Here is a 17,424-nt window from a genome sequence, read left to right as displayed (position 1 = left end):
CCCACCGTGTGCCGGACCGAAGCCGGGTCGTCCGAGGACCGCTTCCCGCAGGATGCCTGCGCGCTCACACAGCGTCACCAATCCAGCCACGCCCAACCGGCAAAGGACCTGCGACGCGCTGCACTAGCGGTCTTGTACACCGCTCCACGGGACGCCATCAGCTTGCAGAACGCGCAGCCTCCAAGGGCTGCGGCCCGTGCGTAGGCGACCGCCCCGCGGTCTCGTTCGGCGGCCTGCCGGATCGTCGCCCGGCCCTGGTCGGCGACGAGCTTCTGGGCGGCGGCCTCGGCGTCCCGCTCGGCCTGAGCAAGCCGGACATCGAACGCTTCCTGCTCTGCGTCCGTCTCCCACAGGCCCCGGACTGCCCAGCGAAGGCTTCGCTCCACCTGCTCGTCCGGCGGACCGGGCGCAGCTTCGGCGGTGAAGCGGCCCTGTCGGCCAGCGTCATCTCGCTGCCGGTCGTAGGAGTCGGCCGAGATGGTTGCTGACGCGGCGCCGTACTGCCCGATGAGCGCCCGCATCGCGTCCAGCCAGAGAGGCACGGACTCCTGCAGGCGATCGGGGCGGATCAAGCGCCGCAGACCGCGAATGTCACGGACCATCATCCGGGTCAGAGTGCTCTGCGCGGCCCGGAGTCGGGCGGCTGCCGCGCTGCTGTCAGAGATCCTCGTCGCCATCGGCGATCACCTGCGCAGGATCGTCGGCAGGCTGCCTCAGCAGGCCCGAGATCAGGTCCGCCCCTTGCGCACGCCGCCGGTCAGCGGCAACGCGACGCATCTGGTCCTCGCTCAGGCCGGCCATCTCCAGAGCCACCTCGGAGTCCGCCGGGATGATCCCCGCCTGGACGAGCTTGACCGCGGCGTCCGTCTGCGCCGCGAGAGTCGGGGTGGCGGGGTTGCGCCAACGCGTCTCGATGCGACGCTCCTTCGGCGGCGGCTCTCCGTCACGCACCCAGATGGCCAGGCGCATCATGTCCCGGTAGGTGGCACTGAAGCGGCGGATCCGGCGCTCGGCCTTCTTGACCAGCATGGCTTCGCTGGACCGGATGGCGTCCGCCGACGCCGGGTTGTCACTGGTGTAGCCCAGCATGTGCGGAGGCAGGCCCAGCTGGGTCGCCATGATCCGCGCATACAGATCGATGATCTTCGTTTGACCGGAGGGGTCGTGCGCGGTGAAGGCGCCGACCGTGGGCACCTGCCCGTCCTCGTCCCGCTCCAAAGCCAGGACACGGCCGATGTACGTCTCCCAAGCCGACTTCGCGTTGCCCTCCGCGTCCTGGAACGCGGACTCCGATGCGCCGAGGATGTAGCGCTGCGGAGCGCCGAAGAACTCCGCCGCGACCTCGATGCCCATCAGCCGGCGGCATGCCGCGTCCGTGATGGACATGACCTCCGGAGTGATCTCCGAGTGGCCGACCCTGTCCGCAGTCCTCTGACGGTTCGCCATGCGCAACACCGGCACCACGCCGAGGTTGTGGATGTCCCGGTTCAGGACCACCCACCCGGCATGCGTCTCCACCGCCGTGACCGTCTGATCGGGCAGATAGAGGCTGACCAGGCGCTCTTCCGGGGTCAAACCGTAGCCGAAGCGGTCCTGGCACTCGCGAAGCCCCGACAGGGGCATGCGCAGGCGGGCGTCCCAGTCGAGCGTCATGTCCAACGGCGACTCGAAAGAGATGATCGACGGGGCGTCCGGCTCATCGGGGCTGCCGACCGTTACGTACTCCCGGCCGTAGGTGAACGCATCCAGGTGAGCCAACGAGGCCTCGTCGTAAATGTCGTTCGCTGCGGCGATCTCCTCAAGGTCGGAGGAGTCCGAACCGTCCGCCCAACGAAACGCCTCCAAGTCGAGGCGCTGCTCCAAGGCCTCCACGCCGATCCGCGGCCAGCCAATAACCGTGTGCAGAGTCTTCAACTGCGGCGGAATTGAGATGCCCAGGTCGCGAACCAGCTGCTCGCCGTTGAAGTACGAGTCGAGGAGCTCCAGCCGGAGCCGGTGGTTGAGGAGGTCCGAGCGAAGCGCGGTGATGAGAGCCTGCTCATCGTCCGACAGCGACAGCAGGGGCAGGGTAGGAGTCGTCACCGCAGGACCACCACCCTCCCCTTGCCGCGCGCCGTGGACCTCTTGGTCCAGGCCGTTGAGTTCATGACCATGCGGCGCAGCATCCGTGCCCCGATCGCGCACACCGCGAGGTCGACCTTGCGGGCCGACTCCCGGTGCTCCTTGCCGATCGTGTAGCCCCAGGCGTTGGTGCGCCGCCGGGAGTTCGCGACGTGCTGGCGCAGCACCTTGTTGCCGTCGTGCGTCAGCTGCCGCTCCAGAACGTCCCGGTAGAAGCGGTCCACCGCCTCGGTGAACGTCTGCTGCCGGCGCCGGTCGCGCATGTCCCACATGACGGCGTGCTGCCCGTGGCCAGAGGCGACTGCCTTCAGCTTCAGCCGCTTCCCGTACCGCTGGGCCCAGGCGTCTATGAAGCCGTCCCAGTAACGCTCGCCGTCCGCCTCGTCGAACCCGGAGCCCGGGTCGGCGAAGAACGCGAGCGGCTTGTATGTGGCGAACGTCAGGTCCACCACCCCGTCAACCTCCTCGCGCGGCACCCGCCACGGGATGCCGTCCGGCCAGTTCGCCGGCCGCTGCCACACCCCGAGCGTCTGTAGGTGGCCATCCGAGAGGCGGCAGGCGACCAGGCCCGTCGCGTCATCCGACTTGGAGCCGTCGAAGAAGACGACGATCTCGTCGCCCGGCTGCAACTCGATGCCCTCGTGCGGACAGGCATTCCACTCGTAGGGCGCCAGGTAGGCGTCCTCCGAAGCGGTGATCTGGTTGAACCAGAACCGACGGGACCGGGATGGCGGGTTGCGGACGTCGAGGATCGACGCCTTCAGCCGCTCGATGTCCAGCCAGGTCGAGTCCCCGCGAACTGCACGCAGGGTGGGTTCGATCCACTCCTCGGACAACTTCGCCTCGGCCGGCGCCTCGAGGCTGTCGTAGAACAGCCCGACATCGGCGGAGCGGCCCGCCTCCGTCGACTCGAAGGCCTCCCGGGTGCGTTCGGCGACGCTATCCTCGCCCGGCTCGTAGGCGTTGGTGTTGGCCAGGGTTCGGGAGGCGCCGTCTGCGGACTTGGTGGCGTTGCGCTCGATGACCGCGGCCATTTCGTGCCCCTGGTTGGACTCCAGCCAGTGGTGCGTCTCGCCGAGGTTCGTCATCGTCGGCCTGCCGCCCTCGAGCGCGCGGGGCGAGCTGGTGACGGCCTCGATGCGAGCTCGGCCCTTGTCGGCGTAGATGATCTCCTTGCCGAGGTCGATCCGGAACTCCTCAATGGCCCGTTTCGTCAGGATCGACGGGAAGAGGGTCATGGTGTTCCGGGTCTGGTCCTGGCTGACGGCCGCGATCTGCACCCAGGCCGCCGGATGCGGCTGCCCCAGCGGCTGACCGTGCGGGACGCCCCACTCGTTGCCCTCGTCGGCCACCTGCCCGTACCGGCACGGGCCGACGAACTCGAACGCCGACCAGGTCGCGATCAGCGGGTCCTTGCCCCAGCCCTTAAGGCGCTGGATCACGCCGTCGCGCCACAGGAACCGGTTCGTGGCCGGGTCCATGGCGTACCACCACAGCGTCAGCCGGGCCTGCTCGGGCGTGTACCGCCAGGGGGCGCCGACGTAGTGCTGCAGGTAGGTGGCCGTCCAGGCCAGGGCCTGCCAGCCCAGCGTGTACTCGGGGAGGACGAACTTGCCGTCCTCGCCGCGCCGCCACGTCGGTCCGATGGTGAAGGGGGTGACGACGCTGGGGACTTCCTCGTCAGCCACCGATCGAGGATCGGTAGTCGGCGATGGCCGTCACCGAGGCCGGGACGGCCTTCACGGTCGCCTTGCGCTCCAGCTCGATGCGCGCGCGCCGGCGGTCGCCCTCGGTCGTGAGGAGGGAGGCCATGACGCTGTTCAGGGCGGCGACGTACTGGCCATTCGGCGGTCGGTCCGAGGACAGACCGCGCGACATGAGCTCGGCCGCGTAGCGGGCCATCGCCCAGTCCGACGGCTGGTAGAAGGCGGCCTGGCCGGAGTCACGGAGAGACAGGTACCAGTCCGTGGCGATCGGGTGCCACAGCCCATCAGGCTCCGGAAGGTCCGGCAGGTCGGCGGGCGGGCCCGAAGGGGCCTTCGCCAAGCCGGGGCCGTCGTCCTTGTTGCGCCGGCGGCGCTCCTCGGAACGCTTGGGGATGGGTCCGTGCGTGCCCATGGCGACCTCCAGGGTCTGGCGCGCCACCAGGACGCGAGGGGCGGGAATCAACACCGCCCCCGGTGCGCCACCAGGGCGTCAGACCAGCGAGGCGATCACACCGGCTGCATCTGGCAGCTCGGCAAGCTCAAGTGGGGTGCCGCTCACGCGGTCGCCGATGATGATGAAGCGACGGTCGGAGTACACCTCGACCGCCAGCTCGTCCTTGCGGATGCGGCGGCCGGCAGGGACTTCGCCGCGGAACCACAGATGCAGGCCCGCCCCGGACCGGCCGCGCTCCATGTACGTCGGCGGTAGTGCGTCGAGGATCCGCTGGGCCCAGGGCAGTACCCGGCCGTGCTCGACGGCGTGGTCCAGGTCGATGACGAGGATCCGATCGCCGGCCGTGAGGACGAAGCCGACGCCCTCGCCGGCTTGTGCGGCCTCGGCGGCCGTGAAGTCGGACCAGGAGGAAGGGTCGTTGACCGCGGCGAACCGTCCATCGATCCGGAGGGGGACCTTGCGTCCGCTGTACCGCACCCAGCGCGCGCGGGACGTCAGCTCGGCCGGCACGTGCGCGGCCCGTTCGGCCTCCACCCGGGCTTGCGACTCGGCCCGCCGGATCCGGTACGACGACTGCCGGCAGGCCGGCGAGCAGTAGCGCGCATCGGCCCGAGCCAGGACCGGCATGGGGCCGGCGCACTGCCCGCAAGCGGGGCGGAGGGCTGTCGTCATGGGTCCAGTCTAGCGGGTCCGTGTTACGGCTACAAGCGCCTGACCTGCACTGATGGTTCAACGGGGCGAGCGGGGGCGACAACCGTCAAACGATCACTCGGGCATCACCGCAGGTCAACGGCCTAGGGAACCCGTACACGGGGTCAGGTGCTATACGGCCCCGATCCCCAAGATCGCCAGGGAGGGGATATCCCCCCGGGGCGATCATGACTCCTTGATCATCCCGAGTGATCGTTACCGGTGAGTTCGCGGCCGTCCAGGCTGTGGTGGATCATGAGCCAGTCGATCGACCCGTCGTCCGCCTTGACCGGCTTGGCTGTAGGTTCGCACAAGCAGTCATCCTCGGACACGTGCTCGACCAGGTCGCCGATCGGGACGACGTGCAGCGCGCTCACCTGGTCCGCCTACGCCTGCTGGCGTTGGCCCTGCTGCCCGTACCGACTCCCGTGTTGCGTATATGGAGTAGCTGGCAGTAGCCCTTGGCCCTGGCTCCGAGGTACGTGTGCAGCTGCCTGGTGCAGCGGGTCCAGTCTCCTGGCGTACCCCACCTGATCTTGGCTGCCCCCTGCCCTGTACTCCAGTACCTGCGCAGTGTCTCGGCGTTGCCTCTGCTGCGTCTGCTGCCTCGGCCTCGTGCCACGTGGATCACTCCTCGGGCTGCTCGTCGATGCGGGTGATGGTCGCGCCTGCGTCTGCCGGCACGGCGAGACATGGTCCATCCAGGTCGGCGAGTACTGCCCATGCGCCTTGGATGGTGAGCGTGAGTTCAGGGTCCTCGACGAGGATGTCCTCGCCCTGCTGTCCCTTGGGGTGGGTGATCAGGTAGCGGGGCATGGGGTCACCTGAGTCCGGGGTGCTGCTCGGGGGGCCTTGTTCGTCCGGGCCGGGGGTTCGCGCGCTGGGCGGCGTTCCCTTCGGCGCTGGACTTCTGATCGTGGCAGGGGCCGCACACGCCTTGCAGGCCGGTCTTGCTGTGGTCGTCCGCCTTGGCCACGATGTGATCGCAGAAGGCCGATGGCCTGACGTCGCAGAGCTTGCAGATCGGATCACGTTCCAGGATGCCCGCCCGGATCTTCGACCAGCCGGAAGGCAGCCGGCTCTTGCGGTCCGAGCCCTTCCACCCGCCGCTCATATCCGGCGGCTTGTCCGTAGGGCGTTGGCCAGGCCGGCTTGGGACTTGGCGATCTCGTCCTGGACCTGTTCACGGAATCGCCCGAAGTCGCCTTCGACTCGCAGCTTGACTCTGATGGGGTATCCGTCGGGGTCGAGTGAGATCTCGTTGGCGGGGATCTCAACGGCTACCTCGAAGAGGAGCACCGCGCGGGCGCCGGTCTGCTCTTCCAGCGTCTCGTGGAGGCCCTCACCGTCAGGCGGTCTCAATGCGTTCCAGGTGGCCTCTCCGGCCTCGTCGATGATGAGGAGGAAGGGCGGCCGGTCGTCGCCGGCACCTTCGGGAAGTTCGAGGATCTGGATGCGGGCCATGGCGCTGGCTCCTTCGGTCAGTTGTCGCGGCTGGTCTTGTCGGCCGGTTCATGGCGGATCGACAGGCTGCGCGCGAACACGGTGAGCGTTACCGTCACCAGCTCGTCCTCGGTGATGTCGCTCACCCGGATCTTGGCGTCGGACGGGATCAAGATCTCGGTTCCGTTGATCCGGACCGCGTTGGGGAGGATCACACCCGGCGTGCCCGTCGATCGGTCGATGATCTCCACGTCCGCACCCTGCGGCTGGGCCATGGCGCTGGCCTCCTCTGTCAGTTGGCGAGTGCCCGTCGGATGCCCTCTTCGAGGGTGACGGTGGGGGTGTAGTAGTCGAGCATCCGGCTGGGGTCGCACACGCGGTGGTGGACGCCTTGCGGCGCGGAGGCGAGGTGCTTCAGGTTCGGCTGGTAGCCGGCCGCCGAGGTGACCAGCCCTGCCAGTTCGTCGAACGAGGTGGCCTTACCGGTGCCCAAGTTGACGGGCCCGCTGACGCCTTGGTCGACGGCCGCGAGGGTCGCACCGACGAGGTCGTCGATGTGGATCCAGTCACGGGTGCTGCTGCCGTCGCCCCAGATCTCGAAGGGGTCCTGCCACTCGCGCGCCCGCCGGACGAACGCCGGGAACGGGTAGGACTCGTCCTGGTCGCCGCCGTAGCCGGAGAACGGCCGCAGCACCGTCATGCGCGTGCCGGCGGCTTCCGCGTGCCGGCAGAGCTGCTCGCCGGTCAGCTTGGCGAGCCCGTAGGTCGCGTCGGGCCGGCCGGGCAGCTCGTAGTCGATGTCGGTCTCGACGAGCCGCCGGATCGGTCCGGGCTGCTGGAGAGCGACGGGGTACGCGGCGGAGCTGGAGAAGTACACGGCCCGTGGAGTCCTGGTGCGGGCCAGGTAGCGCATGTACCAGGCGTCGAGCGCAAGGTTGGTGGCGACGCCTAGCGGGGAGCCGTCGATGCTGGCCCTGCCGCCGACGATGGCCGCGCAGTGGATGACCAGGTCGAAGCGGACGTCGCTGGTGCGGAAGTGGTCGAGGGCGTCCCGCCGGAGGACGGCCGCGGTGGGTGTCAGGTCGATCGCGGAGACGTGCCAGTCGCGTTCGTACATGGCCTGGTGCAGGTGGCGGCCTACGAAGCCGGCGGCTCCGGTGAGGAGGACGCGCATCAGCCCGCCTTGACCGCGCGGAAGACGGGCCAGGGCAGCTCGTGGTCGAGGCGCTTGAGGCCGATGCGCGTGCACAGCTCGTCTTGCCGGTCGCGGGACCAGGTGGTGACGCCGATCCAGCCTGCCCCCTCCGCGGGCTGGTCGGCGGTGGGCCAGTCGAGGATCAGGAGCCCGTTGGCGCGGACTGCGGCCCGGAGCCCGGCGATGATCTGCTCGGCGGACTCGTAGCCGTGGTGGATCAGTACGGCCAGTGACACGACGGCGTCGACCTTCTTGTCGAGCTGGTCGGCGAGGTCGGTGCCGTCGGTGAGGATGGTCGGCATGTCGGGCGCGCGTTCGGCGAGGCGGTCGAGCATGGCCTGTGAGCCATCGGCGCCGGTGACGTCGTAGCCGAGTTCGGCGAGCGGGATGGCGACGCGGCCGTCTCCGCAGCCGAAGTCGACGACGCGGCAGCCCTTGGGTAGGACGGTGGCGAGGAGTTCGGCTTGCGCTTCACCGGAGGCCCGGTAGGCGGTCTCGCTGACACCGCGGGTGGGGTGGATCGCGGCGGGGTCGGCTTCGTCCCAGGCCTTGATGACGCTGTCGATGCTCATGCCGCCTCCTCGATCAGTGCTCGCAGTTTGGCCAGGTCGGCTTGGAGGCCGCCGTTGTCGCGGTAGTCGTAGTAGGCGGTCGCGTCGGCGGTGGAGACCTCGCTGCTGTTGCACTCGATGTAGCCGGCGTCGAGGGTCGCCTTGCCATTCGCTGGGTGCATGTGTTCGAGGATGACGTCGCCGAGGTAGGTGATGCGGCCCATGCCGCGGCCCCAGTCGAGCCAGACGAGGTCAAGACAGAGGTGGATGAGCGCGGGCGGCGCCATGTAGCCGAGGGTCTGCACGATGTCGCTGGTCATGGCGACAGCGGTCGGCATCCGCTCCGACATGAGGAGATCGTTGCCGTAGGCGACGCCAGGGCCGCCCGAGAGGCAGATCCGGAAACGTTCGTCCCAGCCGGGTGTGCGGGGCCGGTGGTCGTCGCCCATGAACGCGAGGAACCGGTAACGAGGGGCCTCGGCGACCGCTACCGCGTTGAGGGTGCCGCACATCCGCAGCCTCGGTCCGACGTGCCATCGGATGTGGCGGTCGTTCAGGGTCTCCATGTGCTCGCGGTAACCGGGAAGCGTCGGGTCGTCGTCATCAACGGCGAAGAGGATGTCCGCGCTCGCGCCGGTCTGTCGCCAGCAGTCGAGGATTGCGGGGACACTCTCGGGCCGGCCGCGTGTGGGCACGATCATGAGGAGGTCGTCCACGGGCACCTCCTACGTGATCTGAAAGCGCGGGCTGATGATGATCGGCTTCTCGGGTGGTGCGGTGATCTCGATCCATGTCCGGTAGGTGCCGGGGGCGAGGTCTACGGCGCCGCCGGGGCCGACGAGCAGGGCGGCGTGGTGAACGCCGTCGAGGGTTCGCCAGCTGCCGGCGTGCCAGTCCCCGGCTTCCGGGCGCTCGCCGTCGGGGAGGACGGCCACGCGGACTGTGTAGCCGCTGGGGTCGGAGCTGGCGGTGACGGGGGTGAGGAGCTCTTCGAGGCTGCTGCGGTCCACGGCTCCCCCTGTCATGTGGTCGGTGTGCCTACCGACCAGCGGGGCGCGCGCGGTCCGGCGCCGGTCCAGCGGGTCCGCGGTACGCCGGCTGTCACGTGGTTGAGCGGCTGGGGTACGGCGCCGCCGGTGAGGGCGTTGGCCGCATCGGTCTCTCGCGCGGTCCCCAGGGCGGCATGGTGGGTGCCGTCGGCCGGCAGGCTGGTGTCGGCCTCGGCCGCAGTGCCAGCGAGGGCCGCCTTGCGCCCCGCGAGGGAGCCTGCCGTGCCGACCTCGATGACCGTTCCGAGGGTGGCCCGCTTGAAGCCTCGGACGGACTGCGCGGTGTCCGTCTCGCCTGCCGGGTCGAGTCGGCCGGGCGTGCGCAGCAGTTGAGCCTGATCCGCCTCGACCGCAGCCGTGAGGCTGGCGGTGACGGTCGCGTTCAGTGGGCGCGCGGTCTCGATGACGCCAGCGGGGTTGAGGCCGACCGTCTTCCGCCCGGTGGCCGGTTGGGCCGTCTCCTGGCTGCCGGCGGTACCGAGGGTGCCGTGGACCGTACTGGTGGCTGCTTGTGCTGTGGACGTCTCGGCCGCGGTGCTGAGGGCGGCGGTGACGCGTCCGGCGACCGTGCGGGCGGTCTCGACCGTGCTGGCGAGCGGCAGCGCTCCAGCCTTGCTACCGGTGACCGTTCGGGCCGTCTCGTTGGCCGTGGCGGTCGTCAGCCTGGCCGTGACTCGGCCTGTGAGGCTCTGTGCCGTACTGACCTCGGTCACGGTCCCGAGGGCCGTGATGGTCGCTGCGGGCTTGACGGACAGCGTCCAGGCGGAGCCCAAGGCGCTCTGGTCGGCTGTCCAGACGCGGGATCCGATGGTGCCGGACACGGTGGTGTCCGAGTCGCCCCACGCGCCGGAGCAGGCCCCGGAGCCGGAGGTCGTGAAGGCCTGCCCTTGCCTGGTCTGGCCTGCGGGTGCGGTCCAGGACGACGTCTGTGGGGTAGCGGCGCCGCGACTGTCCCAGACGACGCTGACCTCGCGGACGGTGCTGGCCGGCGAAGCTGCCGGTGTGGTCTTGGTGGTCGCGCTCAACGAGGTGTTGCTGACGGCCGCAACGGGGTTGGCCTGGTCGACGCCTGCGATGGAGCCGAGGAGGAGCACCTGCCGGATGGCGCCGGTGCTGGGGGTGACGGTGATCGTCGCCCCGAGGTCGCCTACTTCAGCGATCCGGTACCAGAGTTGGCTCATGTGACCGGACTGCATGGCCGTGCCGAGGCTCGCCCAGGCGCCCGCGCCACCGCTGATCGCGAAGGTGCGGCTACCGGACGGCATGAGGCATCCGACGAGCAGGAGGCGCCCGACGGCGGTGCTGCCGTCGTTGGGGATCGTCGCCGACGCGGAGTTGCTGCTGGAGAGGGTGACGGTTGCGGCGTGGTGAGTGAGTCGTCCGATGGCCATCGGGTTCTCCTCGCCGGTCAGGCGCTGGAGGTAGCCCTGAAGAGATCCGAGATCGTCAACACGAAGTCGTTGCCGTCCGGGGTCCACGCCTTGTCGTGCTTGGTGAGCGGGATGAGGTCGGCGTCGGTGCCGCCGGTGGTGTCGGGGTCGTAGCAGACGACGAACGCCCCGATGGCGTTGCCGGTGGGTGCGGTCCAGGTGACGTCGGCGGCGTCGACTTCGACGCGGTCGCTGGTGTGGTTGACGGTGACGGTGACGCCGGCGAGGGTCTTGCGTCCGACGGTGGTCTGTTCGTTGGTGGCGCCAGCGAGGAGGTCGGAGAGGGTGGTGTAGTCCCGCATCGTCGAGTCGCCGACGAGGCCGGTCGCTTCGAGGGGGACGAGGATGAGGGCGTCGTTGGTGGCGGGGAGGCTGGCGTAGGCGGCCACCCTGGCGAGGGCGATGTTGAACGTGATGTCGGCCACGGCGGGGCCTCCTCGGGCTAGGTGATTCCGTCCCGGTCGTCCCGGTGGCTGATGCGGACGCTGCTGGCGTAGGCGCCTTGCAGGTCGTAGAACGCGGCCCTCGTCCGCCTGCTGGCGACGGTCCGCGCGCACTGGTCGTAGACGATCGCCTGCCTGCTCGGCGCCACGGTCTGCGTGAGCCGGTGCCGCCCGGTGAGCTGGCAGCCCTGGTAGCGGACGCCGCCGGGGTTGGTGTAGCGGTGGGGGGCGTAGTCGTCGGCTTTGGCGTAGTCCTTGAAGGCCCATGCGTCGTCCATGCAGCCGATGAACTGGATCTGCCCCTTCCAGGCCGAGTCGATGACGAGGTTGGCGGGGTCTCGCGGCTCGAAGCGGGTGCCGACGACGGTGAGGCTCTGCACGCTGTCGTAGTGGCTGCCGGCCGGGAAGTGGAAGAACCGTGACGGCTGACCGTCGGCCCGTCGCCCCTTGATGATCCAGCTACCGCCAGAGACGTTGATCGAGCCACCCTTGTCGAAGCGGAGCGCGTCTCCGCTGTCGTATTCGACCTTGCAGTCCCGCAGGGAGAAGTTCAGGAACTGGTCCTGCTGCTTGATGGCCGGCGTCATGCCGGACCACAGCCAGGCCTTCTCGTAGCTGCCGCCGACGTGGCAGTTATTGAAGAACCACTCCGAGTTGCAGTTCGAGTCCTCGGGCGGCCCGTCGAGGCCGATGCCGTAGTTCCACCGGCCGCGCCACTCGACGTTGGTGAAACCCCAGTCCTGGGCGCCACCGGTGCTGGTGGAGTACAGGAACGAGGCCTTCGGGTTCGTCGACCGGAACGAGCAGTCGTAGAAGCGGACGCCCATCGCGGTGTCGGGGTTCGTGAAGAGCGGCTCGGCTCCGGTCATGACGATCTCGGACGTCCGCTTCCCGGCGCCCCGGACCGTGATGCCCTGGGTGCGGCTGGCCGCGGCGAACGAGACGGTGCCGCTGACCGTGTACTGCCCGGACAGGTCGATGATGACGGGCGTCTGCAGGCGGTCGCCACCGGGGTCACGCCGGGACCGCTTGGCGATCTCCGCGAACAGGCGGCGGAACGCCTCGGTGCTGTCCGCGGCACCCAGGGTTGCCCCGTAGTCCTCGGGCCGGAGGATCGTTGTCACGGCTCCTCCTATGCGGCTTGGCGGTTGAGGATGCGCTTGGCTCGCTCGCGGACGGCGAATTCGACGTCGGCGATCTGCTGCTGCCTGTAGATGCGGCGCCCGTGTTCGTCGTGGCGGGGGTCGGTGAGGAGGCCTCGCCGTTCCCAGCTGTAGATGGTGTCGACTCGCCGACCCGTGAATGCAGCGGCTTCGCGAACGGTCATCCAGATCACGCCTTCGACTTCGCGTCCGAGAGTCACGGGCTCACCCCCTGGAACGCGAAAACCCCGCTCGATGGCGGGGTCGTTTGGGCGCACTGATGGCGCTGTTGCTGATTGTGCATAGAAAGATCGCCCTTGTCCAGCACGGGTTGGGCTCTGTGGCGCCCACGACGAAGGCCCCCGCGGGTGGCGAGGGCCTGTCGGTCGGGCGGTGGGTCAGTTGCTGCGGTTGATCGTCTTGGCGAACAGGCCGCGCGTCTCGGCGTTGACCGTGCGGTTCTCCTGGTGGACGGGCCCGCTGTAGTAGTTGTGCTGCTCGGCGGGCATCACCTCCTTGGCGCGGGCCAGGAGTCGGGCGATGGCCAGGACGGGTACGGCGATGACGGCGGGTGCCGCGCAGATCATGGCGATGACGGTGGGGTTGGCGTAGTCGGATGCGACGAGCAGCCCGATGGCGATGAGGCCCGGGGGCACGGTGGCGGCTCCGGCGGCGAGCATGAACGCGCTGGCGTCCGTGGCGCGCTGGCTCATCGGGGGCCGGCCGGGCTGGGCGACGGGCGGGGTCGGGCCGACCGCGGGGATCGGGGTGGGGTCGCGGTAGGCGGTGGGAGTGGCGAGGGCCTCGTTGACGGCGGCGATGAGCCGGTCGGCTTCGGTGTTCACGGTGGCCTACTTGCTGGAGACGGAGTTAACGGTGTCGCTGGCGGTCTTCACGCCAGTCCCGATGACTTCCTGGACTTTGGCGACTCCCTCGGCGCCCCAGGGGGTGGCGACAACGAGGATCCAGAAGAGGGAAACGGCGAAGAACTCGCGCTTGCGGAAGCTGGCGTCCTTCTTGAACCAGATGCCGAGGCCGATGGCGGCGAGGAGGAACAGGGCGGTGAGGGTGAGAGTCATGACGGGCTCCAGGTTCAGCGGGATGCGGGTACGGGCTTGTCGAGGTGCTCAGCGGTGTGCCAGTCGCGGGAGACCTGGCGAAGCTTGTTGAGGCGCTCCAGGCGCCTGGTGGCGTTGGCAACGTTGGTGGGCTTGAGGCCGGTGACGGCGGCGATGGCCTTGTTGCGTCGGGCACCGTTGTCGACGGCATCCCATACGAGCTGCGATCGGGTGGGCGGGACGAGGTCGTCGAGGTCGTCGTCTTCGACGGCGGGTGTGGGACGGGTGTCGATGACGGTCGCGTTCTTGGGCTTCCTGGCCTGCTCCTCCCTGGAGAGTTCACGGAGGAAGGCGTCTTCGCCCTCGGCATCCAGGTGGCGGTACTCGGCGCGGCGGAGGTAGGCGGGGCCGGCTATCTCTGCCTCGCGGTCGGTCAGGGAGGTCAGCGGGTACTGCCGGCTGAGGCGGGCGGGGTTGCTGTGGAAGGCGACGCGAGACTGCGTGTACTGGGCCGTTCCGTCGGCCATGTAGAACAGCCCTCCCGTCTCGGAGCCGTCCGGGAAGCGCTCGGGTAGCGGGGCGAGCTTGAACTGCGGTTTACGGGAGCCGAGGGACATGGCGTCGATATCGGCGCGGGCGGTTCGGAAGAGCGCGATGTTCCCGGACTGGAGCATGTCGCGGATGGCGTTCGCGGAGGCGTTCGATCCGATGGCATCGAGGTTCGGGATCTGGAGCCAGATGCGGGCCGATACGCCGGCAGCGCGGGAGAGGCGGCCGATGCTGGACACGCCGCCAAGCAGCGGCTTGACGTGGTCGGCCTGCGGGTCTTTGAGGATCATTTCGTTGAACTCGTCCCACGTCAGCGACATGGGGGCGAACGGTTCGAACGGCACGAAGAAGGACCGGCCGCTCTCGGTGTAGCCCTCTTCGTCGAGCCATTGCATCTTCATCTGCTCGGCGTAGCGGAACTCGGAGACGGCGGTGCCGGCTTGCGCCATGACCATGGCTCCGTGGGGGCTCTTGAGGATCCAGTCGATGTCGTTCATCCAGGGGGCGTATCCGGCGCCGCCCTTGCCGTCGGCGAGCCAGGAGACGAATCCGTTGGCACGCTGGGCGATCTGCAGGTCTTCCTCGAGGCTGGTCTTGCCGGCGCCGGTGGTGCCGGATCCGAACGAGTGGACTGCGGATGCCGAGGATCGGCCGGACAGGCCGCGGCGCTTGGCGTCGAACTTGAGCAGCCGCCACCTGGCGGGGTTGTCGTAGAGGTCGCGACCGATGGTGACGTAGCCCTGCTCGTCCATGATCAGGTGGTCGAGGTCGAGCTTCACACCGCCGGCGAGTGGGTTGACCGCCATGTCGCTGACCTCGATGCGGCGGGCATCGATGACGCGCAGGTGCAGTCGTTCTTCGGCGGTGACGCCTGGGGTGTCTGCGGCCTTCATGTCGAGGGCTTGGGCGATGGCGCGGGCAGTGACCTGTCCGACGTCGGTGCCCCGCCGGGGAAGGAGGATCTTGAACTTGCGACCGAACTGGGTCTTCTCGGCGTCGTACAGCTCGCTCTGCGGGTAGGGGCTGAACTCCCGCCACACCGCAGGAAGGTCGCTCTCGTCAAGCCCTGACGTCACGGCTCGGAGGCGGACGGAGAGCTTGGCGCGGGAGGCGGCCATGTCGTCGGGCCGGTGGATGTTGACGGCGCGCGGGGGGACGTCGAACGCGATCGACACGGAGTCCTGGTCGAGTCCGGCAGCGGGCCTGGCGGTGGTGGAAACGATGACTGCGGTAAGTCGGTCTGCATCCAGGTCGATGCTGACCAGTTTGGATCCGGGCAGCGGGCCCCGTTCGGAGGCAATCCATTCCGCCCAGCGGGCCAGGTACCAGTCCTCGGCAACCGACTCCTCCTCTGGCGGAGCCTGGGCGGGGGTGGGCTTGGTCCATACCCAGGCGCCCCAGTTCGCGGCGACGGAGGCGACGAGGAGGTTCGCCCACCAGGGCATGTGGAGGTAGCCGGTGACGGGTACAGCGGTGAGCGGTCCGGCGCGCAGGGCCATTTCGATCGGGCTGTAGCGGCGCCACCAGCCGGACTCCCAGGAAGGCATGCCCTGCATCCAGGCCTGGCGGAGTACGTCACAGCGGGCCCGGCGTGCGTCAGCGGTGACTTGACGGACGAGCGCGGGACGCTGCGGATGCGTGTGCCAGGCGATGGCCTGCCGGTCCACGGGCCAGACGACTGGAACATCGGCCGGGGCGGAGAGACGACGCCGCATGCGGCGCAGGGTGCGCCGGTAGCCCCGGCGGCTCGAGCGGCACATCCACTCCCACGGCTCGCCGTGGCCGGGCAGCCATCGCCAGGGACCGGGGTTCATGCCGAGGAAGGTCCAGCCCGCGGTGATGCCGGCGGCGCCAACCGCGGAGTAGAGGAGCGGGTCGCCGGTCAGCAGCGCGGACGCGGCGCCGAGGGCCGCTCCGGCGTACAGGCCGGGGGTGTCGAGGGCGGCGCGGAGCCGGTTGGGCTCCTTGGTGGGGGCTTCTTCGGTGGTGGCCTTGGGTACGGTCGCGGTTGCCATCGGGTCTCTCCGGGTCTGCGGTGGTGGAGGGCGGGCCATGGGTGTGGCCCGCCCTCGTGGTGTCGTCAGCGGCGCTGGATGAAGACCGGTTCGGCCATCTCCACGTCGTGGCTGCGGTTTCCGTCAGCCATGCGGCTGTGCTGGCCGCGGGTCTCGTCGTCGAGGCCCTGGGCTGCGACGGAGAGGGCGTCGGCGGAGGAGACGATCTCGCCCACGTTGGCGGCCATGGCGTTCGAGAGGGTCGCGACCTCCATGTAGGCAGTTGTGGTCGGCGCGTCGACCACGAGGAGCGTCATGCCCTCGGAGAGGTAGCGGGCGGAGTCGGCGCGGTCGCTGAAGCGGGTCTGCAGTCGGCTGACGGCTTCGCGGGTTCGGGCTGCACGGACTCCGTAGGCGGCGGCTCGGGCGAGGACGCCGGCGTAGGTGGCGCTCATGGTCAGGCTCCCTGGGGTTCGTAGATCTCGGACTCGGCGTTGGCGTCTTCGCCGTCGACTTGGTCGGAGGTGTAGAACTCGCGGTCCTCGACGGTCTCCATGTCGGCGGCGATGTCGGCGTAGAAGCCCTGGCCGGACTCGAGGGAGGCCTTGGCCTTCGTTACGGCCTCGCTCTGGGCGATCGTGTTGGACTTGAGGTCGTCGAGCTGGGCGAGGATCACCCGGTACTGCTCGGCGCATCGACTGATCCAGGCCTGCATTCCGGGGCTTCGCAGTTGCGCGACGAGCTCGTCGGCTCGGCCGATCTCCCGTTCGCAGCGGTCCCTGATTCGGTCGTAGGCCAGAAGGTCGTCCTCGCACATGGCGGAGAGCTCGCCGCTCTCGTCCAGTACCGACTCGTAGGTGACGTCTGATGCCATGCGTCCGACTCCGTTCTCGTGAGGCTGGGCTGGGGCTGTGGGCTCGAGGGTTTCTGTGGGTGCGGTGGGCGCTTCCGGTCCCCGGGGTCCCGGTACGGGGGCTGTGCTCGCGGGTGCGAGCACAGTTGCCGCCGGCGTGGGGGCCTTGACGAGGGAGATCGGAGCCGGGCCCGCCGGTGCCGGTGGGGCCGGGGCTGCGGGCTTCGTGAGGACCACTCCGCTGGGCACGCCCACCGTTGGGGGTGCCGTCGGCATGGGGGGCGCGACCGGCGGGGCGATGATCGGAGCCGGGTCCGGCGCACCTTCGGCCTTGCGGCGCTCGCGGTACTCCTTGAGGGCCGAGCGGCCGGTGTCGCGGGCCCAGTACACGCCCTTGGCGGCCCAGTTCCCCAGGTGACGGCCGGCCGGGGTGGCTACGCGTTCCAGCGGAGTGTGGCCGCGGTAGCCGGACCGGAAGGCCTCGGGGATCGTGAGCGGCTCGACAGCGCTGTCCGCCGGGGGGGTGCCGTGCTTTTCGGCGATCTTCCGGACGGTCTTCTCGTGGCGGACGTGCTCCCGCCTCAGATCTCGCTCGGCTGGGCTGATGCCCAGCTTCGCTTGCTCGCTCTGCGCTCCTGCGGCCCACGCCAGGAGACAGGCGGCGATCAGTACTTCCATCGCTTCCCCTCACGTTCTGCGACGGGGAGGGGTGAACGGCCAGCCTGTGCGCGCACGTGCGCGCGTAG

At 69.4% G+C, this 17,424-nt stretch carries 23 protein-coding genes; all 23 read right to left on the bottom strand.

Annotated features, from left to right (window positions below; translation table 11 throughout):
• Nucleotides 1-74: 74 nt before the first annotated feature.
• Nucleotides 75-677: a hypothetical protein gene (locus OTB19_RS24120; protein WP_267800457.1), complete on the bottom strand. Its 603-nt coding sequence runs from the start codon at nt 675-677 to the stop codon at nt 75-77.
• Nucleotides 658-2,082, bottom strand: a complete 1,425-nt coding sequence (locus tag OTB19_RS24115) for a phage portal protein (protein WP_267800456.1) — start codon at nt 2,080-2,082, stop codon at nt 658-660. Before OTB19_RS24115 ends, OTB19_RS24120 begins: the two co-directional genes overlap by 20 nt.
• Nucleotides 2,079-3,809 (bottom strand): terminase, encoded by a 1,731-nt coding sequence (locus OTB19_RS24110; protein ID WP_267800455.1) that lies wholly within the window; start codon nt 3,807-3,809, stop codon nt 2,079-2,081. Before OTB19_RS24110 ends, OTB19_RS24115 begins: the two co-directional genes overlap by 4 nt.
• Complete coding sequence (locus OTB19_RS24105; protein ID WP_267800454.1) at nt 3,802-4,290, bottom strand: hypothetical protein; 489 nt, start codon at nt 4,288-4,290, stop codon at nt 3,802-3,804. The genes OTB19_RS24110 and OTB19_RS24105 overlap by 8 nt, the downstream gene beginning before the upstream one ends.
• A 27-nt stretch (nt 4,291-4,317) precedes the next feature.
• Entirely contained in the window at nt 4,318-4,953 is a 636-nt protein-coding gene (locus tag OTB19_RS24100; RefSeq protein ID WP_267800453.1) for a bifunctional DNA primase/polymerase, read from the bottom strand.
• A gap of 218 nt (nt 4,954-5,171) precedes the next feature.
• Nucleotides 5,172-5,348: a hypothetical protein gene (locus tag OTB19_RS24095; RefSeq protein WP_267800452.1), complete on the bottom strand. Its 177-nt coding sequence runs from the start codon at nt 5,346-5,348 to the stop codon at nt 5,172-5,174.
• A 250-nt stretch (nt 5,349-5,598) separates the two neighbouring features.
• Nucleotides 5,599-5,787 carry a hypothetical protein gene (locus tag OTB19_RS24090; protein WP_267800451.1) on the bottom strand — a complete coding sequence of 63 codons (189 nt, stop codon included), beginning with the start codon at nt 5,785-5,787 and terminating at the stop codon, nt 5,599-5,601.
• A gap of 4 nt (nt 5,788-5,791) precedes the next feature.
• Nucleotides 5,792-6,085: an HNH endonuclease gene (locus OTB19_RS24085; RefSeq protein ID WP_267800450.1), complete on the bottom strand. Its 294-nt coding sequence runs from the start codon at nt 6,083-6,085 to the stop codon at nt 5,792-5,794.
• Complete coding sequence (locus OTB19_RS24080; RefSeq protein WP_267800449.1) at nt 6,082-6,435, bottom strand: hypothetical protein; 354 nt, start codon at nt 6,433-6,435, stop codon at nt 6,082-6,084. Before OTB19_RS24080 ends, OTB19_RS24085 begins: the two co-directional genes overlap by 4 nt.
• Nucleotides 6,436-6,452: 17 nt before the next feature.
• Nucleotides 6,453-6,689 carry a hypothetical protein gene (locus tag OTB19_RS24075; RefSeq protein ID WP_267800448.1) on the bottom strand — a complete coding sequence of 79 codons (237 nt, stop codon included), beginning with the start codon at nt 6,687-6,689 and terminating at the stop codon, nt 6,453-6,455.
• Nucleotides 6,690-6,706: 17 nt separating this feature from the next.
• A complete protein-coding gene (locus OTB19_RS24070; RefSeq protein ID WP_267800447.1) occupies nt 6,707-7,588 on the bottom strand; it encodes an NAD-dependent epimerase/dehydratase family protein in 882 nt (293 codons plus the stop codon).
• Entirely contained in the window at nt 7,588-8,181 is a 594-nt protein-coding gene (locus tag OTB19_RS24065; RefSeq protein WP_267800446.1) for a class I SAM-dependent methyltransferase, read from the bottom strand. The genes OTB19_RS24070 and OTB19_RS24065 overlap by 1 nt, the downstream gene beginning before the upstream one ends.
• Nucleotides 8,178-8,876 (bottom strand): glycosyltransferase family 2 protein, encoded by a 699-nt coding sequence (locus tag OTB19_RS24060; RefSeq protein ID WP_267800445.1) that lies wholly within the window; start codon nt 8,874-8,876, stop codon nt 8,178-8,180. The genes OTB19_RS24065 and OTB19_RS24060 overlap by 4 nt, the downstream gene beginning before the upstream one ends.
• A gap of 9 nt (nt 8,877-8,885) precedes the next feature.
• Nucleotides 8,886-9,185, bottom strand: a complete 300-nt coding sequence (locus tag OTB19_RS24055; RefSeq protein WP_267800444.1) for a hypothetical protein — start codon at nt 9,183-9,185, stop codon at nt 8,886-8,888.
• Entirely contained in the window at nt 9,182-10,600 is a 1,419-nt protein-coding gene (locus tag OTB19_RS24050) for a hypothetical protein (protein WP_267800443.1), read from the bottom strand. The genes OTB19_RS24055 and OTB19_RS24050 overlap by 4 nt, the downstream gene beginning before the upstream one ends.
• A 17-nt stretch (nt 10,601-10,617) precedes the next feature.
• A complete protein-coding gene (locus OTB19_RS24045; RefSeq protein WP_267800442.1) occupies nt 10,618-11,064 on the bottom strand; it encodes a hypothetical protein in 447 nt (148 codons plus the stop codon).
• Between the two features lie 17 nt (nt 11,065-11,081).
• Entirely contained in the window at nt 11,082-12,206 is a 1,125-nt protein-coding gene (locus OTB19_RS24040; RefSeq protein ID WP_267800441.1) for a hypothetical protein, read from the bottom strand.
• Nucleotides 12,207-12,214: 8 nt separating this feature from the next.
• Nucleotides 12,215-12,409, bottom strand: a complete 195-nt coding sequence (locus OTB19_RS24035; protein WP_267800440.1) for a MerR family transcriptional regulator — start codon at nt 12,407-12,409, stop codon at nt 12,215-12,217.
• Nucleotides 12,410-12,622: 213 nt separating this feature from the next.
• Nucleotides 12,623-13,069 carry a hypothetical protein gene (locus tag OTB19_RS24030; RefSeq protein WP_267800439.1) on the bottom strand — a complete coding sequence of 149 codons (447 nt, stop codon included), beginning with the start codon at nt 13,067-13,069 and terminating at the stop codon, nt 12,623-12,625.
• A 6-nt stretch (nt 13,070-13,075) separates the two neighbouring features.
• Complete coding sequence (locus tag OTB19_RS24025) at nt 13,076-13,303, bottom strand: hypothetical protein (protein ID WP_267800438.1); 228 nt, start codon at nt 13,301-13,303, stop codon at nt 13,076-13,078.
• 14 nt (nt 13,304-13,317) lie between these two features.
• A complete protein-coding gene (locus OTB19_RS24020; RefSeq protein WP_267800437.1) occupies nt 13,318-15,846 on the bottom strand; it encodes a hypothetical protein in 2,529 nt (842 codons plus the stop codon).
• A 65-nt stretch (nt 15,847-15,911) separates the two neighbouring features.
• A complete protein-coding gene (locus OTB19_RS24015) occupies nt 15,912-16,280 on the bottom strand; it encodes a hypothetical protein (protein ID WP_267800436.1) in 369 nt (122 codons plus the stop codon).
• A 2-nt stretch (nt 16,281-16,282) separates the two neighbouring features.
• Nucleotides 16,283-17,356 carry a hypothetical protein gene (locus tag OTB19_RS24010; RefSeq protein ID WP_267800435.1) on the bottom strand — a complete coding sequence of 358 codons (1,074 nt, stop codon included), beginning with the start codon at nt 17,354-17,356 and terminating at the stop codon, nt 16,283-16,285.
• Between the last annotated feature and the right edge of the window lie 68 nt (nt 17,357-17,424).

The organism is Streptomyces sp. H27-H5 (assembly GCF_026627505.1).
In the GTDB taxonomy this organism is placed as follows: Bacteria; Actinomycetota; Actinomycetes; order Streptomycetales; family Streptomycetaceae; genus Streptomyces.
This window is presented reverse-complemented; position numbering and strand designations above follow the sequence as displayed.